The 24,457-nt window shown below is 37.3% G+C and carries 26 protein-coding genes; 16 read left to right on the forward strand and 10 right to left on the reverse strand.

Features of this window, described 5'->3' with window-relative positions; translation table 11 throughout:
* Positions 1-26 precede the first annotated feature (26 nt).
* Positions 27-2,162 (reverse strand): ATP-dependent Clp protease ATP-binding subunit, encoded by a 2,136-nt coding sequence (locus J1899_RS08580; protein ID WP_214478421.1) that lies wholly within the window; start codon positions 2,160-2,162, stop codon positions 27-29.
* A 264-nt stretch (positions 2,163-2,426) separates the two neighbouring features.
* Between J1899_RS08580 and J1899_RS08585 the strand changes: the two genes are divergently transcribed.
* Positions 2,427-3,479, forward strand: coding sequence for a YkvI family membrane protein (locus J1899_RS08585; protein ID WP_066447193.1), 1,053 nt, complete (start codon positions 2,427-2,429; stop codon positions 3,477-3,479).
* A 73-nt stretch (positions 3,480-3,552) separates the two neighbouring features.
* Here J1899_RS08585 and J1899_RS08590 read toward each other — a convergent pair whose 3' ends face one another.
* Positions 3,553-4,263 carry a hypothetical protein gene (locus J1899_RS08590; protein ID WP_214478422.1) on the reverse strand — a complete coding sequence of 237 codons (711 nt, stop codon included), beginning with the start codon at positions 4,261-4,263 and terminating at the stop codon, positions 3,553-3,555.
* Positions 4,264-4,368: 105 nt separating this feature from the next.
* Positions 4,369-4,980, reverse strand: a complete 612-nt coding sequence (locus J1899_RS08595; RefSeq protein ID WP_246586621.1) for a CPBP family intramembrane glutamic endopeptidase — start codon at positions 4,978-4,980, stop codon at positions 4,369-4,371.
* A 186-nt stretch (positions 4,981-5,166) separates the two neighbouring features.
* Between J1899_RS08595 and J1899_RS22615 the strand changes: the two genes are divergently transcribed.
* Positions 5,167-5,283: a DUF6254 family protein gene (locus J1899_RS22615; RefSeq protein ID WP_246586622.1), complete on the forward strand. Its 117-nt coding sequence runs from the start codon at positions 5,167-5,169 to the stop codon at positions 5,281-5,283.
* Between the two features lie 90 nt (positions 5,284-5,373).
* Here the strand turns inward: J1899_RS22615 and J1899_RS08600 are convergent, their stop codons facing one another.
* Positions 5,374-5,553 (reverse strand): YkvS family protein, encoded by a 180-nt coding sequence (locus J1899_RS08600; protein WP_066447187.1) that lies wholly within the window; start codon positions 5,551-5,553, stop codon positions 5,374-5,376.
* 137 nt (positions 5,554-5,690) lie between these two features.
* Here J1899_RS08600 and J1899_RS08605 point away from each other — a divergent pair, with 137 nt between their 5' ends.
* Positions 5,691-5,885, forward strand: coding sequence for a hypothetical protein (locus tag J1899_RS08605; protein WP_066447184.1), 195 nt, complete (start codon positions 5,691-5,693; stop codon positions 5,883-5,885).
* Positions 5,886-6,097: 212 nt separating this feature from the next.
* Here J1899_RS08605 and J1899_RS08610 read toward each other — a convergent pair whose 3' ends face one another.
* Positions 6,098-6,457 (reverse strand): PilZ domain-containing protein, encoded by a 360-nt coding sequence (locus tag J1899_RS08610; protein WP_214478423.1) that lies wholly within the window; start codon positions 6,455-6,457, stop codon positions 6,098-6,100.
* Positions 6,458-6,749: 292 nt separating this feature from the next.
* Here J1899_RS08610 and J1899_RS08615 point away from each other — a divergent pair, with 292 nt between their 5' ends.
* From J1899_RS08615 to J1899_RS08655, 9 genes are all read left to right on the forward strand, one after another.
* Positions 6,750-7,688 (forward strand): AAA family ATPase, encoded by a 939-nt coding sequence (locus J1899_RS08615; protein ID WP_214478424.1) that lies wholly within the window; start codon positions 6,750-6,752, stop codon positions 7,686-7,688.
* The gene (locus tag J1899_RS08620) at positions 7,688-8,884 is read left to right on the forward strand and encodes a DUF58 domain-containing protein (protein ID WP_066447171.1); all 1,197 of its coding nucleotides are present in this window, start codon (positions 7,688-7,690) and stop codon (positions 8,882-8,884) included. Before J1899_RS08615 ends, J1899_RS08620 begins: the two co-directional genes overlap by 1 nt.
* On the forward strand, positions 8,881-10,164 hold the full coding sequence (locus J1899_RS08625) for a hypothetical protein (RefSeq protein ID WP_214478425.1): 1,284 nt from the start codon (positions 8,881-8,883) through the stop codon (positions 10,162-10,164). The genes J1899_RS08620 and J1899_RS08625 overlap by 4 nt, the downstream gene beginning before the upstream one ends.
* Positions 10,165-10,331: 167 nt before the next feature.
* Positions 10,332-10,592, forward strand: coding sequence for a hypothetical protein (locus J1899_RS08630; RefSeq protein ID WP_066447159.1), 261 nt, complete (start codon positions 10,332-10,334; stop codon positions 10,590-10,592).
* A 305-nt stretch (positions 10,593-10,897) separates the two neighbouring features.
* On the forward strand, positions 10,898-11,164 hold the full coding sequence (locus tag J1899_RS08635; RefSeq protein WP_066447158.1) for a phosphocarrier protein HPr: 267 nt from the start codon (positions 10,898-10,900) through the stop codon (positions 11,162-11,164).
* A complete protein-coding gene (gene ptsP, locus J1899_RS08640; protein ID WP_066447156.1) occupies positions 11,164-12,879 on the forward strand; it encodes a phosphoenolpyruvate--protein phosphotransferase in 1,716 nt (571 codons plus the stop codon). The genes J1899_RS08635 and ptsP overlap by 1 nt, the downstream gene beginning before the upstream one ends.
* A gap of 253 nt (positions 12,880-13,132) precedes the next feature.
* Entirely contained in the window at positions 13,133-13,591 is a 459-nt protein-coding gene (locus J1899_RS08645) for a hypothetical protein (RefSeq protein ID WP_246586623.1), read from the forward strand.
* Between the two features lie 81 nt (positions 13,592-13,672).
* Positions 13,673-14,557, forward strand: a complete 885-nt coding sequence (locus J1899_RS08650; RefSeq protein ID WP_281420688.1) for an NAD(P)-dependent oxidoreductase — start codon at positions 13,673-13,675, stop codon at positions 14,555-14,557.
* A gap of 71 nt (positions 14,558-14,628) precedes the next feature.
* The gene (locus J1899_RS08655) at positions 14,629-14,805 is read left to right on the forward strand and encodes a hypothetical protein (protein WP_180320231.1); all 177 of its coding nucleotides are present in this window, start codon (positions 14,629-14,631) and stop codon (positions 14,803-14,805) included.
* 28 nt (positions 14,806-14,833) lie between these two features.
* Here the strand turns inward: J1899_RS08655 and J1899_RS08660 are convergent, their stop codons facing one another.
* Positions 14,834-15,982, reverse strand: a complete 1,149-nt coding sequence (locus J1899_RS08660; protein WP_066447148.1) for an aminotransferase A — start codon at positions 15,980-15,982, stop codon at positions 14,834-14,836.
* Positions 15,983-16,276: 294 nt separating this feature from the next.
* Positions 16,277-16,480, reverse strand: coding sequence for a hypothetical protein (locus J1899_RS08665; protein WP_066447147.1), 204 nt, complete (start codon positions 16,478-16,480; stop codon positions 16,277-16,279).
* Between the two features lie 223 nt (positions 16,481-16,703).
* Between J1899_RS08665 and J1899_RS08670 the strand changes: the two genes are divergently transcribed.
* The 3 genes from J1899_RS08670 to J1899_RS08680 all read left to right on the forward strand — a co-directional run bounded on the left by J1899_RS08670 (position 16,704) and on the right by J1899_RS08680 (position 19,954).
* Positions 16,704-17,228 carry an RDD family protein gene (locus tag J1899_RS08670; protein ID WP_156495805.1) on the forward strand — a complete coding sequence of 175 codons (525 nt, stop codon included), beginning with the start codon at positions 16,704-16,706 and terminating at the stop codon, positions 17,226-17,228.
* 282 nt (positions 17,229-17,510) lie between these two features.
* Positions 17,511-18,827 carry an MFS transporter gene (locus J1899_RS08675; protein WP_214478427.1) on the forward strand — a complete coding sequence of 439 codons (1,317 nt, stop codon included), beginning with the start codon at positions 17,511-17,513 and terminating at the stop codon, positions 18,825-18,827.
* 221 nt (positions 18,828-19,048) lie between these two features.
* Positions 19,049-19,954 (forward strand): chemotaxis protein, encoded by a 906-nt coding sequence (locus J1899_RS08680; protein WP_066447141.1) that lies wholly within the window; start codon positions 19,049-19,051, stop codon positions 19,952-19,954.
* A 72-nt stretch (positions 19,955-20,026) separates the two neighbouring features.
* On the opposite strand, the gene J1899_RS08685 is transcribed toward J1899_RS08680, so the two are convergent.
* Together J1899_RS08685 and J1899_RS08690 are read right to left on the reverse strand one after the other, a co-directional pair.
* Positions 20,027-20,494: a YkyB family protein gene (locus J1899_RS08685; protein ID WP_214478428.1), complete on the reverse strand. Its 468-nt coding sequence runs from the start codon at positions 20,492-20,494 to the stop codon at positions 20,027-20,029.
* 131 nt (positions 20,495-20,625) lie between these two features.
* A complete protein-coding gene (locus tag J1899_RS08690; RefSeq protein WP_180320230.1) occupies positions 20,626-21,126 on the reverse strand; it encodes a L,D-transpeptidase family protein in 501 nt (166 codons plus the stop codon).
* Between the two features lie 175 nt (positions 21,127-21,301).
* Here J1899_RS08690 and J1899_RS08695 point away from each other — a divergent pair, with 175 nt between their 5' ends.
* Complete coding sequence (locus J1899_RS08695) at positions 21,302-23,404, forward strand: EAL domain-containing protein (protein ID WP_180320229.1); 2,103 nt, start codon at positions 21,302-21,304, stop codon at positions 23,402-23,404.
* A gap of 39 nt (positions 23,405-23,443) precedes the next feature.
* Here the strand turns inward: J1899_RS08695 and J1899_RS08700 are convergent, their stop codons facing one another.
* Complete coding sequence (locus J1899_RS08700) at positions 23,444-24,310, reverse strand: metallophosphoesterase (protein WP_066447135.1); 867 nt, start codon at positions 24,308-24,310, stop codon at positions 23,444-23,446.
* Positions 24,311-24,457 lie beyond the last annotated feature (147 nt).

Consider the following 24,457-nt stretch of genomic DNA (forward strand, 5'->3'; position numbering starts at 1 on the left):
GCCCTTATTAGTATAAAAAGAAATGTTTAAGCTGTAATCACGATTTTATCATTCTCAAGAGCAGCATACAGACGTTTGCAATCTTCCTGGTCAATGATAAAGTCGGCAATTACATCTTCGAGCTGATCTTGAATCACTCTTCTGAGCGGACGTGCCCCAAACTTAGGATCATAGCCTAATTCTGCCAGCTTTACTTTCACAGTGTCATCAATTTGCAGTTCTATTTGCTGTTCTTTTAATGAATGAATTAGATCAGCAAGAAGGATATCAGTTATTTTCAATAAATCTTCAGGCAGTAAGGATTTAAATTCAATAATGCTATCAAAGCGGTTTAAAAACTCAGGCTTGAAAAATCCTCCTAAAGAATCTAAAATAGTTGCTTCATTTACAGCTGATTGTGCGCCAAAACCAACCTTTGTTTCTTTATGGCCGATACCAGCGTTACTCGTCATAATAATGACGCTATCCTTGAAGCTGACCGTTCTGCCCTGACTGTCTGTTAATCGTCCATCTTCAAGTATTTGCAGGAACATATGCTGAACATCAGGATGAGCTTTCTCGATTTCATCAAGGAGAATAATGCTATATGGATTGCGGCGCACTTTTTCAGTAAGCTGTCCAGCTTCCTCATATCCGACATAGCCTGGAGGTGAACCTATAATTTTTGAAACACTATGTTTTTCCATGAATTCACTCATATCAAGACGAATCATGCTTTCTTTCGTTCCAAAAAGCACTTCAGCAAGGGTTTTAGTCAGTTCTGTTTTCCCAACCCCTGTTGGTCCAACAAATAAGAATGAGCCAATTGGACGGTTCTTAGGTTTAAGACCAGCACGGCTGCGGCGGATTGCCTTTGCTACTTTAGTGACAGCTTCTTTTTGACCAATAACTTTTTTCGTTAAGTTATGTTCTAGATTTTGCATCTTAGACTTATCATCGTCTAATAACTGTCCGACTGGAATGCCGGTTTTTTGCTCAATAATTTGCTGGATCAATAACAAATCAACTGTTAACTTTTCAGGTTTAGCTGGGTCATTGAGCTTCTTCTCGAGTTGTAGCTCTTCCTCTCGAAGTTTGGCGGCTTCTTCATAATTTTCCTCTTTTAAAACCTGTTCCTTACGCATATGAATTTCTTTTAACTGTGTTTCCAGATCTTCATGTGGCTGGTGTTTTAATTCAAGGTTGAGTTTAGAACCAGCCTCGTCCATTAAATCAATGGCTTTATCTGGAAGGAAACGGTCCTGAATATAGCGTTGTGACAAACGGACACATGCCTCAATGGCTTCTTGGCTAAATGTTACTTCATGATATTCTTCATATTTTGCTTTTAATCCTTGTAAAATCGATATGGCTTCTTCAATGGATGGCTCTTTTACATGAACAGGCTGAAATCTTCGTTCTAAGGCTGCATCCTTTTCAATTGTTCGATATTCTTTTAATGTAGTTGCACCAACTAGCTGCAGTTCTCCTCTTGCAAGGGAAGGTTTCAGAATATTGCCGGCATCCATTGAGCCTTCTGCAGATCCTGCACCGACTAAGAGGTGGAGCTCATCAATGAATAAAATGATATTTTTACGGTGCTGAACCTCTTGAATTAGCTTTTTCATTCTTTCTTCAAATTGTCCTCTAATTCCTGTATTAGAGACAAGAGAAGCAACATCAAGCAAGTAAACCTCTTTACCTTCTAGTTTTTTAGGAACTTCTCCATTAGCGATTTTCAGTGCAAGACCTTCAGCAATGGCAGTTTTCCCAACACCAGGCTCTCCAATTAAAACTGGGTTGTTTTTGGTGCGGCGATTGAGGATTTCTATTACTCGTTTAATTTCTTCATCTCGGCCAATGACCGGATCAATAAGTCCTGCCTTTGCCATATGAGTCAAGTTTCGTCCCATTTGATCAATAAAACCGCTCCTGTTTTGCTGGCGGCTAGCTTTTTGTGTATCAGATATATTTTCATTTTTCTTCATTTGATTAAATAATGAATCTATAGGCATCCCGTTAAATCCTGAAAAATATTGTGATGATGGACCAAAAGCAGGGAGTGCCTTTTGTTTTTCAGCTTCATAACAGCTATGGCATAACTGAAGCTTTGTTTTATTTCCATTTACCCGGTACACCATTTGAATGGATGCTGTGTTTTGCTGACATTTTTGACAGTTCATAATAAGTTCCCCCTTTTGACTTTGACTATCTTTGACTTTATTATAATTTGACCTTTACTGACTTTCAAGCATTTTGATTCTGGTATTTATTTCATGCAGTTACTTGGCGTTTGTATTAAAGCGCTCCTGCCTTGTATATGTGACGTAGTTGAAGATTACAAAGAATGTACAGTAGGGGAGAGCAGATATTCTTAACATAGGAAGAAATGCTCGTCATTGTTTGTCCCTTTCAACATATATTTGAATAGGAAGGGAGAGATTCTTGTGAAAACAAATTGGGCTGCTGCCTTTCAAATAGCTGCTGTATATGTTGGAACAGTCGTTGGTGCGGGGTTTGCTACAGGGAGAGAGATCGTTGAGTTTTTCTCACGGTTCGGCTTATTTGGCTTAATAGGAATTTTAATGAGCGGATATATTTTTATTTTTATGGGCTCTAAAATGATGCGGATTGCGGCTCGTATCCAAGCAAAATCATATCAGGAATTAAACGAATACTTGTTTGGCAGAGTATTAGGTTCATTTTTAAATGTTTTTATGCTAATCATGCTACTAGGTGTATGTGCAGTTATGTTATCGGGAGCAGGTGCAGTATTTGAAGAACAGCTCGGTATACCAAAAAATATCGGTGTCCTCATCACGATTGCCATTTCATTGCTGACCATTGTACGTGGGATTAAAGGGTTATTCGCAATTAACGTACTCGTGGTACCGATGATGATTGCTTTTAGCTTTATGCTGATGTTATTTTCCATGCAGCTGCCTGACTTTTGGGGAAATCTCGTATACATTCCATATGCTGATGACGGCTGGAAGGCAGTGATTGCTCCTTTCTCATATACAGCTCTAAATTTAGCGCTTTCTCAAGCAGTGCTAGTTCCTGTTGCTTCTGATATTAAAGATGATAGCAGTATTAAATGGGGAGGCATTTTGGGAGGTGCGGCACTAACAGTAATTCTTCTATCCAGTCATGCTGCCTTGGTCATGCTTCCCGATTTAGAATCTTATAATATTCCTATGGCAGTTGTGATGAAAACATTGGCTGCTTCGTTTTATTGGATTTTCGTATTTGTTATTTACGGTGAAATTCTAACATCTGTTGTTGGAAATGCTTTTGGCTTAGAGAGACAAATTAGGCAATATATCAATATGCCGGCGATCATAACTGTCTCTTTTATTTTTATAATCAGTTATATTGCAAGTATGATTAATTATGGGACTTTACTTTCTTATATGTATCCACTGTTTGGATATGTGAGCCTTGGTTTTATTATTGTTTTATGGATGAAACCTTTCCGCGGAGATCATAAAGGGAGCTAAGAGAAAGAAAAGAAAAGGTCACATCCAAGAGGATATGACCTTTTTGCCGTATTATTAAGTTAACGTGCTAATATTAGTCTTCCATGATTGTTGCAGCCATTTTTAAAAAGGCATCTTGATGCTGAGCACCAGTTTTGGAGTAAATCGAAATTTTAAAGTCAGCTTGATCATTGTGAACAATATAAGCTGAAACAGCATCTTCACCATTATCTGCTGCAAAGCCTTTTGCGTTTTGGAAGGCATCTTCCTGAGGCAGCTCTACTGATTGTACATCTTCACTGACAGCTTCAAGCTGGGCAATTGTATTTTCCTCGAGCATAGCTTCTTCCTGGCCTTCAGGAATAAGCTCAATTCTCATAAAATGCAGATCATCTTCTTTAAAATAAAGAACATCTTTATTTGGCTCTTCACCTGTCAGCTCATACTCAGGCAATACATATAGGGAATAAGCCATGTTATCGCTTTTGGTAAGAAATGCAGTTTCTTCTTTCATTTCTCCATCTTGCTCATATTGAAGATTTTGTTCCATTACTCGAATGCTTTGGTCGTTTTCGTTTGCTTGGTCACTGTCATTTTCGCTTGAATCCTCTACAGGTTCATCTGCTTCTGAATCATCAGATGCATCATCGCCTTGTGTGCTATCTGTATGGTCTTGATGTTCTTCTGTTTCCGTATTCGTATCTGCTGCACTATTGTCAGGTTCTTCTGCCTGATCTGCGGTGCCGCAGCCTGCAAGTAATAGAGCAAACAATACACTCATAAATAGAAGCTTTAATGGTTTCATTGGTTGTAAGTCCTCCTAGTGTCGTAATTATATGTTCTACTAAATATGACGTTTTTTTTTATATAAGGTTACAAAAAAAACGATATTTTGCAGAAAATCCTTAACTTATACGAGTGGAAATAATAAAAATAAAAATACATCAAATATTAAATGTGAGACAATGAGCATTGGAATACTGCGTTTCCACACATATAAAATTCCCCAAAACAAGCCGCCAATTAATGCTGCTAAAGGCAGAATAATTTCACCAGAATAGAGAGAAACAGAAGCATAAAGCAGCGATGCGATTAGAATACTGGGAAAGACTCCGGCAAAGCGCATTAGCCTTTTTTGAACAAAACCTCTCCAAAATAGTTCCTCACCAGGAACGATAATAAGCAGCATAATAATATAGTGCCAAAGGTTGGCTGGCGAAAAATCACGATAAAGCCTAGCGGCACTTTTTTCAATAGGCAGCCCAATTAGCTGCATTAAATGGAAGCCTGTCCAGAAAACAGCAAACAATAGAATACCAGACAAAATCCCATAGAAAAGATATGTCCAAAAGGGCTCCTCATCTTCAACATCTTCATTTAAGATCGCATAGCTGATTAAGAAAAGCATAGTGGCTGAAAATATGTACCAAAACACACCCCGATCGGAAAAAGTAAAGTACATAAGACCATGTGCGAGAATAAGTGCGAATAATAGCCGGATATCTCGGAATATGTCAGTCACTGATAGTATAACCTCCTTTCCTCAAAAGAAAACCAATCCTTATTTTAACGCACTTCAGCCTCTAGCGAAAGCCTTGCGAATGATTACATTATGACAAATCCACAAAAAATGGAACAAACAAACAGTATAACGAAGTGTTTGAATTGGAAAAATACATGCATCGGTCATAGGAAGGAGGTTTTGGAAATGACAAAGCAAAAACGTGAAAAAGAACGTGCCTGGACAGTAAGAAAGCAAGACCAGCATCCACATGGAAAAGTAAAATCATTTAAAGAATTATCGCAGGGGAAAGATGAAGCTTAATCAATATTTCAACTATGGGATACGAAGAGAAACCCTGCCATAATGACAGGGTTTCCATTGTTTTATTTGTTTAGTATGTTTAAGCTTTAATTATTCATTTACAATCTTATAATTTTTATGGTTGACGACTGTTCTTTGTTCCAGCTCCAGATCGCGATAATTATCCATATAAGTTAAATCAACAATAACAGAATTTTCATTGACCTTCTCGACGATTCCCTGTAAGCCTTCACGGAATTCAATTATGTTTCCAACTTCAGCCTTTTTCAACAGCTTCTCCCCTTTTCCTGCCAAATTCATGTAGATTTATTTTATATTTTGCACTATAATATTCAATTCGTAAAGAATTTTATCTATATTTCGTTAATTCATTAGCGATTGCCTATAATTGTTAAGGAGTGTTAAAGATGGACTCACAGTATATCAATGAGATTTTAGATAAACTAAAAAATGGAGAGCTATCAGAATACTATGTGAAAAAAGAGGATTTTCTGCCCATTAGAAGCATTATTGTAAATCGAGAGGACTTTAAACACTTTCGTGGAATCGCTCAAAGAAGCGGGGATGTTTTATATCACTATCTTTCAGAACCAAGAAGCTAAATATGGAAAAGGATTTAAGCGGGAAGGTCTCCTATATGCAGTGTACTGCATGGAAGCCATCCCGTTTTTTTAATACAAACCGTGATTAAAAAAGAGCAGCTTGGAGGAATATCCGGAAAAGATTTTTTTGGAATACAGTTTAAGAACCATCAAACAACGACTTCTCTTATATGCTTGACGTTCAAAAGTTTTCCTTTCGAATTTCCGGTATTTTATCTATCTTTAATGTGCTGATAAGCCTTTTTTGAATATACTTTTAAGCCCTCTACAATTGCTTTCATCGATTCTTTGTCATTGATTCCTTGAAGACCGTACGTATAAATGCTTCCTATTTGTTTAATCCAAACAATAGTGCCGAGAATGCGCATCTTTTGATCATTGAGGGTAAAATGCACTTCGTATAATTCGTTTGACATGAGTTTTGTTTCAGCATGCAATTTGAGGCCATTAGGACTCATATCAGGAATAAGGATGGCAATAGGCTCACTATCCTGCTGCGGTTTCTGAATAAAACCGGGAATCGGACTTCGAAATTGAAAGCGAAAACCTTCATCGCGTTTATATCTCATCATTAAAACCACTCCTCTTTTTCTCATGTCTTAATTTTCCTAAAATAATATCGAAAATAAAAGTAAAATTCAACAAGTTCAAAAAATATACAAATCTACTTTAATTTTCGGAATTAATAGATTAATATAAAATTAGAACTAGTAATTGTTTACAATAAATAAAAAATGAGGAACTTTTTATTCTGCCAGCACTGGTGGATTGACTTTAAACAGACTGAGGGATTCACTTCGAAATAATTTCAGAATAATAAGGAAACTGTTATAAACTTTAATAGGTAATTCTCAAGGAGGGCTTATGGAAAAATTAGCAAAGTTAAAATCAGAAATTTCGAAAGTGATCATAGGGAAGGAAGAAGAAACAGAATTATTAACCATTGCGCTTCTCTTTAATGGCCATATCCTGCTGGAGAGTGTACCAGGTACGGGAAAAACCCAGCTTGCAAAGTCATTTTCCAGATGTATAAATGGAGAGTTTTCCAGAATACAGTTTACACCAGATGTACTTCCGAGTGATGTAACAGGCATACAGTTTTTCAATCCCAAAACGCACGAATTTGAATTGCGCCCTGGTCCAATTGTTGCCAATATTGTTCTTGCGGATGAAATTAACCGCGCAACGCCAAGAACACAGTCGAGCCTGCTGGAGGTTATGGAAGAAAGACAAGTGACGATCGATGGAATATCTGTCAAAGTTCAAGAACCATTTATGGTGATAGCGACGCAAAATCCAGTGGACTCACAGCAAGGGACATTCCAGCTTCCTGCTGCACAAATGGATCGGTTTTTATTTAAATTGGAAATGAGTTATCCGAGTTTGGAGGAAGAAAAGAAAATACTGCAAAATGGCCGGGCAGGATCATCAGCTGCAGTGATTGAAATGATCTTAAACCATGAAGAAATTATGCATATGAAGAATGAAGTACAGCAAATCAAAATAAATGAAGCAATAGAAGAATATTTACTGGAAGTGATACGAAAAACAAGGCAACATCCAGATATTGATCTGGGGGCAAGTCCACGTGCTGCATTAGCCTTGATGAAAGCGGCACAGGGACGTGCTTATATTCAGGATAAAACCTTTGTGACACCAGATGATATTAAACACATGGTTCCATTTGTCCTCGGACATAGGCTAATTCTGTCAACTGAGGCGTCATTAACAAAAACAATGACAAATGTACTGGAGGATGTGCTTGAATCAGTGCCAGTACCTGTAGAAACAGGTAGTCTTTAATGAAGCAATGGAGGAAATATACCGTTGAGGATCATTATTTTTCAGTTACTGGGCTAATAGCGATTATCTTATTTTTTGCATCACTTTACTTTCATTCATGGCCGGTATTTTTCGCAGCCGTAATGTTCATCATTTTAAGCTATAGTAATGCGAAGTATTTAAAGCTTGCTGGAAAAAAACTTATCTTTCATGATCAAAAGCGCAGAGACAAATTTTTTACTGAGGAAAGCGGTGAATGGGTTCTGCATTTTGAAAATCAAGGCGTTCCTATATTGAAAGGCGAGCTGCTGGTCTATTTTGATGATGTGGTTTCACCTTCTGATGAATCATATGTGCCAAGATTGTCCATTTACGAGATTAGCATTCCATTTTCGATTAATTTCAGGCAAACCAATATAATTAAAATTCCCTTTATTGCCAGAAACAGAGGAATGGCTAAAATCCGAAAGATGGAGATCCATATTCCTCACTTTTTTGGTCTAGGGGAAACCGTACTTGAATATAACCAGCTGATGATGCAAGAAGCACTCGTTTATCCACAGACCTTGAATGTGAAAAATAAAAACGCCTTGATGACAGATCGGCAGGGAGAGTCCGAAGCTCCTTATTCCTTATTTGAAGATTTATTAGCTCCAGCTGGAACGCGTGATTATAATCGTTCAGACAGCTTTAATCGGATCCATTGGAAAGCGAGCGCGAGAAAGCAGGTATTACAGACTAAAATCTTTGATAAGGTGGCAGAAACAGGCTGGAATCTTTCTATTAATATTTCGGATCGCCATTCAATTACCGGAGAAATAGAGGAATTATTAAAAAGTACAGCTGACTTAGCCTATTATTTTGTGCAAAAGAATATCCCTTTCTCTTTGTGTATTAATATCCGGAAGGCTGGCAATACACCTTTTTATTACATTTCTGCGGGAACCGGCAAGGAGCATTTGCAGAAGGTCTTAGAAATGCTCGCACTCGTAGATACACATGGTTCCATATACCCTTATGAAAAAATGCTGTCTTTTTATACTCGCCACCTTTCTGTTCAGCCGTTTTTTTTACATGGGGGCAGAGAACCAAAGTATGATGATTCACTGCAGGTATTAGCTCAAAGAGGGGTATCGATTTATGATCTGCTGATTCAGGGTGAAAATGCAGCAATTCATAAAAAGACGATCGTGAAAAGAAAAGTGGTGTTATCATGAAATCTTCCCTGTTGAATCATTTCATTCTAATACTGGCTGAAATTCTTTTTGGAAGCATGCTGATTTGTGTTTATTACACACTGGCAAATGACTATTTTTCTTTAGGTTTATTATTACTGATACTTGTGCCTGCTGCCTTCTTGTATTTATGGCTGTCAGAGCAATATTCGGACAAAGGAAACAACCTATTTTTCATCGTAGTATTACCCTATATACTTCTGACCGGAATTTTATTCGGGTTTCCTGTCATTCTGCTGATTGGCCTGTCTTTGCTTTTGTTTTGGCGTTCAACTGTGGCCATCAGAAACAAGGATAGTGAACAGACGGGATATTGGCTATTAATGACTTTTGTTATTGGAGGAGTCCTGCTATTTGTCGCTCAAATGGAAACAACTGCTGACAGCAGTCAGATTGTAACGATCATTATTCTTCAGATTGCCGTCTTTTTAATTGGCGGTTTTATAAGAAGATTAATGCCGGCAGAAACAGAACAGCAAGAAAAAAAGCAATTCACCAAGTATTTCTTCTATATTATTGGCGGTATAACGGTGATTTCAGGCTTGCTTACTGCAGGTATGAGCGTAATTAAGTGGCTTTTCAATCTGCTATTAGAGGGAGTTGCAGCTATAGGGGGACTTCTGGCGGCTCCATTGTTTATGTGGACTGAAGGAAGAGAGGCGGATGTGGAGCTTCAAGGGCTGCCTGAAGATACAACTCAGGATCTGCAGAATGATATTATCTTTGATGCTGCTGAAAAATCAGCTCGAGAACCCTTTGATCCTACAATCCTCTTTTATATCTTATTCATAGCATCTTGCATCTTTTTATTTTATTTTGTCATTAAAAAGTCGAAAGCACAGCTTGTTGCACAATCTGCTGAAAATACTGCTTTTTCTATGACAACATCAGCTGATGAGAAGGTGCCTAAAGGTAAGATACAGTGGAATACTTCTGCACCTGATCATGTCATTCGCAAGGAAATTTATCAGTTTGAAAAGTATGCGGCCAAGCTCCATTTAGGAAGAAACGATTATGAAGCCATTGGTGAGTGGTTTCAAAGAATTGGGATTACAGATAGCAGAGAACTTATTTCGATCTATGAAAAGGTTAGGTATGGCGATCAATTGGGTACACAAAAAGAGTATAAGGTTTTTAAAGAATATATAACGAAGAAAAAGGCAGAAATGAAAAAAATTCATAAGCAGCTTGAAAAAGAAGGGAAAATACCTTCGAACTCTATAAAGAGTAAAGTATTATCGAAATTCTCCAGCAAGAAATAGCATTAATGTGTTCACAATCCTGCAGAATGCAAACCATCCTGCAGGGTTATATCCAATGTTAATTTTTTCTCAAAGTGAACAGGCATTTTTTAATAATTATCTGCTGCAGACATTCCAGAGCACAAGCTTTCATATAATTGTAAAAAAAATGAAAGGCTGGCGATGAAATGAAACGGGAGCTGGAGAAGGCGCTGCGTGTGAAAAGTTTGTCACAGGAGATTATTCAGGAACTGCTTGAAGATCGAATTTCTTACAAAGAAGAAGATTTAAGGCAGGTTATTGAAGTGCTTGCTCGATCAGTAAATGAATTGACCGACTTATATTTGGACCGCAGCTATGATCATGAAGTGGTTTTAAAAGGTACAATCATGAAAATGAGAATAGGACTAAATACTGTAAAGATGAAAAAAGAAATCATTGGAAAATGAAAGCGGTTAACGTAAAAAATCTCTCTGTAAACCTTAAAAAATAAAGCATTTCCATTGTATAAAAAGAGGGGAAATGCTATTCTTTTTTTTGAGGTATAGGTTGTCTGACACTTAAATGTATAGTGATATAAAACTTTGTTTTATCATACATGAATAAAGTTTCTAGGGGAAAAATAAGACAGAGATAGTCTAACAGGCCTGACCGAAAAATCAGCCTGCATAAATATGATTTATTGTCTTATCTATTTAAGTTAGTGAGACAACTCAAATTCACTATTTTTTTATGATAAAGGAGACTGAACAAAATGGTCGAAAAACAATTTAAAGTAATCGCAGATACTGGAATTCACGCACGTCCTGCAACATTGCTTGTACAAGCTGCAAGCAAATTTGATTCTGACATCAACTTAGAATATAAAGGAAAAAAAGTTAATCTTAAATCAATCATGGGTGTTATGTCTTTAGGTGTGGGCCAAGGTGCAGACATCACAATTAGTGCAGCTGGTGCTGATGAGCAAGATGCTTTAAACGCACTAGAAGAAACATTGAAAAAAGAAGGTTTGGCTGAATAATGAGCTTTTTACAGGGGATAGCAGCATCAAGCGGTATTGCGATTGCAAAGGCATACCGCTTAGTTGAACCTGATTTGTCTTTTGAGAAAAAGACAGTCAATGATACTGCTGAAGAGATTGCACGTTTTCAATTAGCTCTTTCCACATCTAAGGGTGAATTGGAAGTAATTAGAGATAATGCAAATGTACAGCTTGGTGCAGATAAAGCAGCGATTTTTGATGCTCATTTGCTTGTTTTGAGTGATCCGGAATTAATCTCACCGATTGAAGATAAAATCAGGAGTGAACAAGTGAATGCGGAAGTGGCACTTAAGGAAACTTCTGATATGTTCGTTACAATGTTTGAACAGATGGATAACGAATATATGCAAGAGCGTGCAGCGGATATTCGCGATGTAACCAAACGTGTTCTTGCACATTTACTTAATGTTAAAATTGTTAATCCAAGCATGATCAGTGAAGAAGCAGTGATTATCGCAGAAGATCTAACACCTTCTGATACGGCTCAGCTTAACCGTGAATTTGTTAAAGGGTTCACAACTGATATCGGCGGAAGAACTTCGCATTCAGCCATTATGGCAAGATCTATGGAGATTCCTGCAGTTGTAGGAACAAAATTCTCAACTAGAGATATTGAGAATGGTGATATTGTTATTGTTGACGGTATTAAAGGGCTTGTACATATCAACCCAACTCCTGAAGTGATCGCTGAGTATGAAAATGAAGCACGCAAATACGAAGAGCAAAAGGCTGAGTGGGCGAAGCTTGTTAATGAAAAGACCGTTTCTGCTGATGGGCATCATGTAGAGCTTGCAGCTAATATTGGCACACCGAAAGATTTAGAAGGTGTTGTGAATAATGGCGGCGAAGCTGTTGGTCTATACCGTACTGAATTCTTATATATGGGCCGGGATAACCTGCCAACTGAAGAAGAACAGTTCGAATCGTATAAAGCCGTTCTAGAAGGCATGAAAGGGAAACCGGTTGTTGTCCGCACATTGGATATCGGCGGTGATAAGGAGCTTCCTTATCTTGATCTGCCGAAGGAAATGAATCCATTCCTTGGATTCCGTGCCATCCGCCTTTGCTTAGAAGAACAAGATATGTTCAGAACGCAGCTGCGCGCACTTCTTCGTGCTAGTTCATATGGAAACTTAAAGATCATGTTCCCAATGATTGCAACTCTTGATGAATTTAGAGACGCTAAAGCGATTCTTTTAGAAGAAAAGGAAAAGCTTGTTTCTGAAGGCGTTAAGATTTCAGATGAGATTGAAATCGGTATTATGGTTGAGATCCCATCAACAGCTGTGATGGCTGAGCAATTTGCTAAGGAAGTTGATTTCTTTAGTATTGGCACAAACGATCTTATTCAATATACAATGGCAGCAGACCGTATGAATGAAAGGGTATCTTACCTGTATCAGCCATACAATCCTGCGATTCTTCGTCTTGTTAAAATGGTCATTGATGCTTCTCATAAAGAAGGTAAATGGACAGGCATGTGCGGAGAAATGGCTGGAGACGAAACAGCTATTCCATTATTATTAGGTTTAGGTCTAGATGAATTTTCAATGAGTGCTACTTCCATTCTTAAAGCCCGTTCGCTTATCAGCAAACTGAACAGAACAGAAATGGAAGCTTTAGCATCTCAAGCTCTGCAGATGAATACCGCTGAAGAAGTTGTTCAAGCTGTTAAAACTGCAACGATGGCTTAAAGAAAAGAAAGTGCCTATTTTTATTAAAAGAAGTTTATGAAAAACAATAAAGGGAATAGAGAGGTAAGCTCTTAGTAAGCTAAGCAAGCTGAAATTTTTCTCATTTTCCCCCCTTTTTAAACTGGCCAACTATTTGGTCAGTTTATTTTTTTGTATAAATATTAAAACCGTAAACCTATTCAGCATTTTTGCTGTTTGAATGGTTTAAATCCTCCTTTATAAGGACAGTTTATTGAAAAAGGAGGATTTTAACATGAGAAAAATTGGATGGGTATTTACTATTTTGTTAACATCAATGATTCTTAATGCTTGTTCTTTTGGTTCACCGGAATCCATTGTCAATCAGCATGCGGAAGTGATGCTGACAAAAGAGAATGAACTGCAATTTCGCTTTAAAATGAATGAAAAAATGCTTGAAAATAAAGAAATGTACAAAGTGAGAGTGACCATTCATAATCAGGAGCTTGCAGCAGCAATAGGAGAAGAACAAATCATGTACGGAGCAGAAGAAGTGGCATCTGGCCGATTGATTGCTGCTGATGAAGAGAACGGCAATTTTATTTATATGAACCCGCTTCCTCTCTTAAAAGATTTACATGTCTTTGATATAGAAGAGATGATTGTAAACGGCCATGCCATTTCTGTTGAAATGATTTCAGATGAGGAAGTAATCGCCAAAACATATCTAAACCAGTTTTGGTCTCAAATATAATGTATACGTAAAAAGTAATAAGTTCCTTTCAGTTTAAACCCTTCTAGGATAAATGGTAAAATAGAAGAAAAGTATGAAAGGATGAAAAAGTTGAAAAACATTGAAAATACAGTGATTGGCTTTATCGGAACAGGAGTAATGGGAAGCAGCATGGCAGGACATTTGTTAAAAGCCGGATATCCATTAATTGTTTATACAAGATCCAAGGAGAAAGCAGAATCACTTTTAGAAAAGGGAGCAGAATGGGCAGAAACGCCTAAAGATCTTGCTCAGAAAGCAAACGTGATTATTACGATTGTTGGCTATCCGCATGATGTGGAAGAAGTCTATCTAGGTGAAAATGGGTTAATTCCGAATGGCAAGCAGGATACATACTTAATTGATATGACAACATCAACACCCTCTTTAGCAGAGCGTATCTTCCAGGAAGCCGAAGCAAAGGGAATAAGGGCGATTGATGCCCCAGTATCTGGCGGAGACATAGGGGCAAAGGAAGCAAGGCTGACCATTATGGCTGGCGGTAAAGAAGAAGACTTTGATGAAGTAAAGCCGATTCTTGAATTAATGGGTCAGAATATTGTTTATCAAGGTCCAGCAGGTTCGGGGCAGCATACAAAAATGTGTAATCAGATTGCCATTGCATCCAACATGATTGGTGTGAGTGAAGCGATTGTTTATGCTGAAAAAGCTGGCTTGAACCCAGAACAAGTTTTAAAGAGTATTTCAGCAGGTGCTGCCGGCAGCTGGTCATTATCGAACCTGGCTCCTCGTATGACGAAAGGTGATTTTGAACCTGGCTTTTATATCAAGCATTTTATTAAGGACATGAATATTGCCTTGGAAGAAGCTGAGCGCATGGGCATGATGACACCAGGATTGTCCTTAGCTAAAAAAATGTATGCCGAGCTTGCTGAAAAGGGAGAAGAAAATAGCGGTACACAAGCATTATATAAATACTGGCAATAAGTTATTTTAGGTATTTAAGAACCTCTACAGGCCTAAAATAAGATGACCAACAAAAGAGGAGGTTCTTAATAATGGTGAAAAAAGCCAGCAAAAATAGACCAGATCAGAAAAATAAAAAAGGCTTCGATTCAGCTGTTACAGATACGGAATTTGCTCATGAATTAGGAAGTGCTGCTGCTAATAAGGAGCACCACAATAAAGCAAAGAAAGAGAAAGCAGCTAAAAATAACGGGAAATTCAAAGGATAATCAAAAAAACTGCCAATTGGCAGTTTTTTTAAATTGCTTTTAAGTAATTTTCAATTCGATCTAACCCTGTTTTTAAGGTTTCTAATGAATAGGCGAAAGAAATCCTAATATACCCTTCTCCATAGGAGGAAAAGGCGCTGCCTGGCACTGTTGCAACACCGGCTTTTTCAACAAGATCCAGAGCAAAATCAAATGAGTTAAGAGAAACAGCAGGAATTTTAATAAAGAAGTAAAATGCACCGTCAGGCTTTACCACATCAAGACCCATATCCTGTAGCCGGCTGTATACATAATCTCTGCGCTCTTCATATTGTATTCTCATTGGAAGTGCATCATCTTTGCCAGCTGTTAACGCTTCAAGTGCAGCCATCTGTGAAATAGAGGTTGCGCAAGTTGCATTATACTGATGAACCTTAAGGATATGCCTGCAGATGGATGCTGGAGCAAACAGCAAGCCTATTCTCCAGCCTGTCATAGAGTGTGATTTGGATAAGCCATTAATAATAATGGTCTGCTCTTTTAAAATAGTGCCAACCGAGAAATGTTCTTTTCCATAAACAAGCTCACTGTAGATTTCATCGGCAAGAATAAAAATATCCTTTCCCCGTACAAGTTCAGCAATTTCGGTCAGTTCTTCTTTTGTTAAGCTGACTCCTGTTGGATTGGATGGATATGGAAGAACGATACAGCGTGTTTTGTCGCTGATATGTTCTCTAATTAAGTCAGCTGTGAATCGGAACTGATTTTTTGTTATATCGGCATAGACGGGAACAGCCCCGCATAATTTAACGATTGGTTCATACCCAGGATATACTGGACCTGGTAAAATAACCTCGCATCCCTCTTCCAGGATTGTTCGGAATGTAATATCAATCGCTTCACTCGCTCCGATTGTAACGATTACTTCATCTTCAGGCTGATAGGATAATTGGTATTTCTCTTTCACAAAAGCACTAGCTGCTTTTCGCACCCTCAAGTCACCAGCATTATGAGTATATGTAGTAAAGTTATCTTCAATCGCTTGTTTCCCAGCTGCTTTTACATGATCTGGAGTTGGAAAGTCAGGCTGGCCAATCGTTAAAGATACCATATCTTTTGTATCGGCCACTAAATTAAAGAATTTTCTAATCCCTGAAATTTCGATTTCTTTTACCTTTTGATTGATCAAATGTTCCAATGATTTCACCTCACGCTTAATTAATGATATTTTAACGCAGTTTATCTGACAGTGAAAGCAAATAAAGAATAATTGTGCAGTTTTAGCCAAACTGCTATTAGGATAAAAGGAAAATTGCATTTTACAGGAGTTGTTAGAAGAAGAAGGTTATCCAGAATTGGCGGGAGGATTTCTGATAAAGTGTATAACAGTAGCATTTTAAAGTTACATGGAGTGTTTAATTGTTCATTTTATGTAAAAAACCTGATGAGACACTTCACCAGGCTGAGCTTTATCTATTAAATTGATCTTTATTTAATAACCATAATCCCAATCTACTTCATCTTCATGCCAAAGAGCTGGGGATATGGTTCCGTAATTAATCATCTTATTTTCAATTTTTGTATTGCAATTTTCACATCCGCATTGTTTCTTTATGTCTTCATATACTGATTGATCAACATCTTCAATAATCGTTACTGACTGGTCCACACGGTAAAGGATTGCTGTTCCTTTCATTGGTCCAATACACCTCTTTACTTATATTAAGGTTAAAGCTTTAACCTTAACTTCATTGTATGTCTGCACTAAATGTAAGTCTATAATATTGTGAGTAAGTTCACATAATTATCATACTTTTGAATGAGATATTTGACATTGAAAAACATTGAAATCATGTAAGATTACCCTTAACATATATAATGTAATAATAATGGTAAACTTTCGAATGGAGGAAATTGATTTGAATGCAACTCTAGAAAAAGAAAATCTGCACACTCATCCTGAATTTGCTGGTTTCTGGATACGTTTCGCAGCTTATCTCATTGACAGTTTAATAGTAGGCATCCCGCTAGCGATGCTTGGAATTGTGATATTTATGCTTTCACTTGGCACATCTGATGCCGTTATGATATTGCTGAACGATCCATATATCGAGACGTTAACAGCAGAACAGGAAATGGATCTCGTTATTCGTTATATTGTGTCTTTGTTTGCAATCATCGCTATTTCATATATTGTATCAATTGCCTACTTTGCTGGTCTGCATGCTTCTAAATGGCAGGGAACAGTTGGGAAAAAGCTTCTTGGACTAAAGGTTAGTGATATACAAGGCAGAAAAATTTCATTCTGGAGAGCCTTAGGGCGTTATGCGGCTATGAGTTTTCTGTCTGGTATTTTACTGATCGGATATATAATCGCTGCTTTTACAGAGAAAAAGCAAGCATTGCATGACCTCATTGCAGGCACCGTTGTTTTAAAAAAATAAAAATACTTTTATCGTTGAAAGCTGTCTGTTAATGATGCAGTACAGCTTTCATTTTTTTATTTACAATATATCATAAGAAAATTTACGTAAACGATATATTTATTTAAAAGGGTATATGCTCTTTTTATGGAATATATATGGTAGAAAAGGAGGGTGACATCATATTCCTTACCACTGATAAGATGAATCCGCTAAGATTCAGAAATATTAGCCGGTGAAGAGAAATGTACTTATACATAGTTAAGAATATACAATTTATAAATTCAGAGGGGAGCTTTACGAATGGGTTCAGAAAAAGCAGTTCAGGATAAACAACAGCATAGCTCATGGAAGCTGTATTTAACGCTGCCGATTATTTCGTGGGCATTATACGATTTCGCGAATACTATTTTTTCATCTAATATCAATACTATTTTCTTTCCGTTCTACCTGCAGGAGGTTGTGGGAGAAAACGAGGTTTTAGATCAAATAGCCAGTACTTTTATTTCTTATTCTAATGCAGTCGCCAGTTTCTTTCTGGTCATATTTTCACCGCTCTTTGGGGTAATGATTGACCGAACAGGCAAAAAGAGAAAATATGTCATTATATTTACTTTAATATCAGTAGCTGCAACCTTCTTAATGGGCGTCTTTGCAAGCTCGCAAATTGAAGGAAGTATTTGGGGACTGCCACTTAGCTTAGCGCTCGTTGTTGTCAGTTTTGTCATAGCTAAATTCTTCTTCCATTCCAGCTTGGTTTTTTACGACACAATGATCTCAGATCTTGGCGAGAAGAAAGATATTCCTTTAATTTCAGGATTTGGAGTAGCGGTCGGGTATATTGGTACGTTAATAGGATTAACGGTTTATTTATATGTCGGAGATAGCGATTTTCATCGGGCATTCATTCCTACTGCCATCTTATTCTTATTGTTTTCATTGCCATTATTCTTTTTTGTAAAAGATAAGCCGATTCCAGTAAAAGATGTAAAGAAAGCTTCATTTGTATCAGGGTACAAAGAAATTTATAAAACATTTAAGGAAATGAAGGCGCATAAGGCGATTTTTACGTTTATGATTGCATACTTTTTCTTAAATGATGCGATTTCAACAACGATCGCAATGATGGCTGTATATGCAAAAGCCATTATCGGCTTTTCGACTGGACAGTTCATTTTGCTCTATTTAGTTTCAACGGTTTCCAGTATTATTGGATCTTTTATTTTTGGCTATGTTACAAAAGCAAAGGGATCTTATCAATCAGTAAAGTATGTTGGGATTATCCTTCTAGTTGCATTGATCATTGGAACTTTTGCTGTCAATGAGCCGATGTTCTGGATCGCAGGAAGTATGTTTGGTGTTGCTTTAGGTTCTATGTGGGTAACGACAAGATCGTATATAGTTGAACTGACACCTGAAAACAAAAGAGGCCAGTTTTTTGGATTATTTGCTTTTTCGGGAAAAGTATCTTCAATTGTTGGTCCATTCTTATACGGAACGATTACTTTAGTGTTTGCTGACTATGGAGATATTGCCAGCAGACTTGCGCTGGGCTCACTCATTATTTTGACGGTTATAGGATTAATTGTTCACTCAAGAATTAAACAAGAAGCTGTTTAAGCAGGCGTTTATCGCCTGCTTATTTTATGCTTTTCTAAAATTCGTACTTGTATTTGCCAGCGATCATGGCTTTCTTTATTAGTGGTGGTTATTGGGAATCATTTCTTCCATAAAAAATTAATAAAAGTGAAGTACTATTCATGGTATATTAATAGGTATAAATATTTAAATCATAAGTACTACTACACCATACATTAATACTCAGGAAGGGCGATTGAGCCATGGATCAAACAAAAGGCATTTTATTAGAAAGCGGAACGAATGAATTGGAAATCGTTGAATTTTCAGTTGGAAAAAATAAATTTGGAATTAACGTAATTAAAGTAAAGGAAATTATTAACCCAGCACCCATTATTCCAATTCCTCATGCACATCAGAATGTAGAAGGAATTATTGAGCTGAGGGGAGAAGTGCTGCCTGTCGTAAATGTTGAAAAGGCATTAGGTCTGCCAGCTTCTGATCATCCTGAAACTGATAAATTTATTGTAACCGAATTTAATAAGCAAAAAATTGTGTTTCATGTTCACAATGTAACGCAAATACACCGGATATCCTGGAATCAAATTGAGAAGCCTTCTGATATGTATCAGGGCAGCAACAGTCCAATTATAGGGGTTATAAAGCTAAATGGAGAAATGGTTTTACTGTTGGATTTTGAAAAAATTGTTACTGAAATTAATCCTGAATCAGGCATCAATATTCAAAGAGTTCAAAAGCTCGGCAAACGTGAGCGTTCAGATAAAAAGCTGATTGTTGCTGAGGATTCCCCTCTATTGCGTAATTTATTACACGATACGTTAAAAGAAGCTGGTTTTGATCAAGTCGAATTCTTTGAAAATGGACAAGATGCTTTTCGTTACCTAGAGTCAATTACTGCTGCAGGCAAAAAAATAGAAGATGAGGTTCAGCTGGTTATTACGGACATTGAAATGCCGCAAATGGATGGTCACCATCTAACAAGAAGAATTAAAGAGGACTCCAAGCTGTCTAAGCTTCCTGTTGTCATTTTTTCTTCTCTTATTACAGATGATCTTCGTCATAAAGGGCAAATGGTTGGAGCGGATGCTCAAGTCAGCAAACCTGAAATTGCCGAGCTGGTTTTATTAATTGATAAGCATGCATTGTAATACGGTGTATTCCTTAACCTTTTAATAAACAAAATAAAAAAGCAAAGGAACGCACCTTTGCTTTTTTTTTGCTTAAAAATAACTTTGACCAAGCTTTTTAAATACAGGTTTGGCATATTCTTTTTTTTGCGGCCGAGAAGTTGGATCGTTTTCAGCCAATCCAGTATAAAGGATTAGAAGCTGTTTTGCGGCATTTAGCGAAATCGCAGAACGGGGATTTCTAATGGATTGATCTAACTTACCTAGATGCGGAAGATCTAAAAAATCCTGTTTTGAAGGCGGTAGATGAAACGTGTAGCTGCCGCATTTCACTAATACGTCAGACTGCTGCTGGCTATATTTAGGATTTGCTGAAAAATGCAATCCAACTTTTTCTGCCAAACCTTCTTTAATCATTTTTTGGAGAGCAACCTGCTTCAATTTGTATAGAAATTTAGGGTTTGTTGCTGTTTTAGCATGACGATTAACCGTGAAGATAGCTTGTGAGAGGTTATCAACCGTTGGCTGCAGTTGAGGATTGTGCTTCCTGTCTGAATTCAAAATATTAATCTCCTTCCATAATTATAAGGGGTATATTTCTATTATACCCCGTTGCTTTAATCTTGAAAAGAAATTCAAAGGTAAAGTGATCATTTTCTTTAACAGCAGGGTGGATGGTAAAGTTCAAGGGGTTATTGCTGAATCGTTACGGCTGTTCCGTTTGGGACAATACTGGCTAATTCAAGAACATCGCTGTTATACATCCGAATACAGCCTTTTGATACAGCTTTTCCAATAGAGCTTGGATTATTTGTCCCATGTATTCCATATCCTGCTCTAGACAATGTCAGCCACATAACACCAAAGGGACCACCTGGATTTGGCTGCCTATTTACGATGACAAAGTTGCCGGAGGGGGTCGAAGTCAGCATCTTTCCAATGGCGACAGGAAAGGTTTTTTGTACGATTCCATTTCTTAAAAGGGTTAGAGTTCTGCTGTTTTTGGAAACAATAATTCTATATGGGATGGTGTTCGGGTCCGGCAAACCGGGGATGATGATATTTTGGCCGATATAAATAGAATTTGGATTGGTGATGGCAGGATTTGCCTCGAGTAAGCTTTGTACACTTCGACGATAATTTAAGGCAATCGTATTTAAGGTTTCTCCAGATTGTACAATATGAATGAACAAAACTAACATCCTCTCTGTTGAGTGTTCACAATATGTGTATGATTGGCAAAAGACTATATTGCAATATATGAAAAGAAAATGATGAAATTTTTTGCGATTTATATATTCTTATTATCACAATCATGTAAAATAGACTACAGGAAACAGTCAGTATACACTTCGTGAGGATGATTAGATGGAGCACTATAAAAATATGCTGGCGAGAGAGCTAGATAAAGAAAAAACAAGTGAAAAATTAGAAAAGATTATTTATGAAATTATTTTTTATTATATAAATGATATGGTTTTTATAATGAAGGCAGACGAAAATTATGGTTTTACATACTTGTTCGCTAATGAACCAGCGATGAGACATGCGAAACTATCAGAGCAATATATTGGCAAAACATTTGAAGAGGTAATGCCGGCTAAGGAAGCAAAAATTCTGCAAATGAATTATAAAAAAGCCGCAATGCATAAAGAGACCATGGTTTTTACGGATGAAGTGGATTTAGCTGATGGCAGTAAGGTAATCGGTGAATCAATTTTAACTCCAGTCATGGATGAGGAAGGCATTGTTAAATACGTTGTTTCTGTTACAAGAGATATCACGATCAGTTTATTGGAGAAGAATCAGCTGATCGAAAGTGAGCAGAGGGCAAGGTCCATTGTTGATCATAACCTTGATGGTGTAATAACCCTTGATATGAGCGGGAAAATCATTGATTTAAATCCTGCTGGAAAAATGATTACAGGATATTCAAATGAACAATTTATTTCTACATTTATAGCCGATTATATTTATGAAGATGATGATTGCCATTTTCAGCAAGTACTGTCCAAAACAAAAACTGGAATTGCTTCTGAAACAATTGATTGCCGCTTTGTCCATCAAAAAGGCGAGGTCGTTGATGTCCACTTAAAAATGCTGCCTATCGTCATAAATCAGGAGGTAAGTGGAATATATGCCATTATTCGCGATCTTTCTCAGCTGACAAAAAATGCGGAAATGATCGCTAACATGTCTTTTTATGATCAATTGACTGGTCTTCCTAATCGAAGAGCCTTATTAAATGGGCTGGACAAGCATTTGGAAACAGAAATTGCCCAAAAGAGTGAAACGGCATTACTATATATCGACTTAGATCGTTTTAAATTTATTAATGATTCCTTTGGCCATTTAGTAGGGGATGAAATTTTAAAGAAGGTCGCAGAAAGATTATGTCAGTTTGAATACCGGGATTACTCTGTTTATCGTCAAGGGGGTGATGAGTTTATCCTATTGCTCCCTAATACAAGCAAAAAGGATGCAAATAAATTTGCACAAAAGATCTTAGACAGCTTTAAAAAGTCCTTTTACTTTGATTCTAGTGAATATTATATAACGCCAAGTATAGGCATAAGCTTATATCCTGCTGATGGGAAAGATGCAGAGAGTTTGATTAAAGCGGCAGACGAAGCACTTTTCAGAGTTAAGGAAAAAGGCAAAGCGCATTTTCAATTTTATCAAGGCAGAATGGATACTATTCATCGGAATGTGGTCGAATTAGAGACTCATTTACGCAAAGCGTTAGAAAATGAAGAGCTGACTTTGTATTATCAGCCGCAGCTGGAGCTTGCCACGAATGAAATTGTCAGTTTTGAAGCATTGTTACGCTGGCATTCAAAGGAATTTGGTCTTATTTCTCCAGCAGAATTTATTCCTCTCGCTGAGGATACTGGATTAATTTTGCCAATAGGTCAATGGGTGATTGATACAGCCTGCAGTCAAATCAAACAGTGGTCAGAACAGTTTAACAGGGAGTTTCGAATAGCTGTTAATATCTCGCCGCGTCAGTTCCAAGACCAAAATCTTGTAGATACCATCCGTCATGCGATCACGAAGTACAATATTGCTCCAGATCTCCTGGAAGTGGAAATTACAGAAGGAACTATGCAGGATACAGCTGCTGCGATTCCGATTCTTAAAAAAATGAAGAAATTAGGGATTATGGTGTCAGTAGATGATTTTGGCACCGGCTATTCTTCACTCAGCTATTTAAAGCAATTTCCGATTGATGTTTTAAAAATCGATCAGTCGTTTGTTAAGGATGTTATGACTAATAATAAAGACGCCGCGATTACAACGACCATTATCCACTTGGCTAAAAGTCTGGGTATGGATGTTATTGCCGAAGGAGTAGAGAGTAAAGAACAGGCTCAATTTTTATTAGAGGCAGATTGTGCCTATGTACAGGGCTATTATTATTACCGTCCTCTTCCGGCAAACGAGATTGAGAACATTATGATGAACAGATAATGCTTGCATAAAAAAACGCAGATTGGATTCTGCGTTTTTTTATGCTTTCTTTAAGGTGAAAACGGTCAATTCGGGTCTGCATAGGAATCGAAAAGGCAGTCGTGTTGTACCAATACCGCGATTTACATATAAGGTGAGAGGGTTGACAGTGCCGACAGTATAAAAACCTTCATAATAATTGACTGCATGTGGAGGTTTGACAAGTGCACCTAAAAAAGGGAGCTGTATTTGACCACCATGACTGTGGCCGCTCAGCTGCAGGTTTATACCAAATTCGGCTGCATGTTCTGCTAAATCAGGGGCGTGTGACAATAAAATCGTATAGGCATCGTTTGGAATACCATTCATTGCTGTCTGAATATCCGGTTTCCCTAGCATAGCGTCATCAATCCCCAATATATAGATTGCCTGTTCGCCTATTTGAACCTTACGCTGATCATTTTTTAATAAGGTGAAGTTGCCTTCTTCAATAATATCTTTATAGATATCAGTTCCATATCCGCCATGATCATGGTTTCCATAGATGGCAAACTTTCCAATTGATGCTTGCAGTTTGTTAAGGACAGGCACAATTGCTTGGGTTTCAGGATACATATTTGGTTCGTCCATTAAATCGCCTGTAAATAAGACAATATCAGGCTCAAGCTGATTCATTTTATTAACCAATTTCTCCAGATCATTTATATCATAATGAAAACCAAGGTGTGTGTCGCTAAACTGGATGATTTTAAGATTAGAAAAGTTGTCAGGGATGCTGCTGCTGCTGATGGTTACATACTCTGTTTTCAAAAGCTTTGGTTCGATTTCATGTGCGTAATAGTAGCCGCCTGTCCCTGCTGCGGCGACACCAAATAGTGTTCCAAATGATTTTCGCAGAAATCCTCTTCTTGTCATTTTTTTTGGCATGAAGTGTTCCAACCTATCTTTGTTTGTTCATTCTATAATACTAACAAACTATATCTCTAAACAAAAGAAATTAACTGCTAAGTCTATATGGAAGGTTTTACATTTCTTTTTATTCTATTACATGACAAAAATAGTTAGAATATTCCG

The sequence above is a fragment of the Cytobacillus gottheilii genome (assembly GCF_018582665.1).
Classification (GTDB): Bacteria; Bacillota; Bacilli; order Bacillales; family Cytobacillaceae; genus Cytobacillus; species Cytobacillus gottheilii.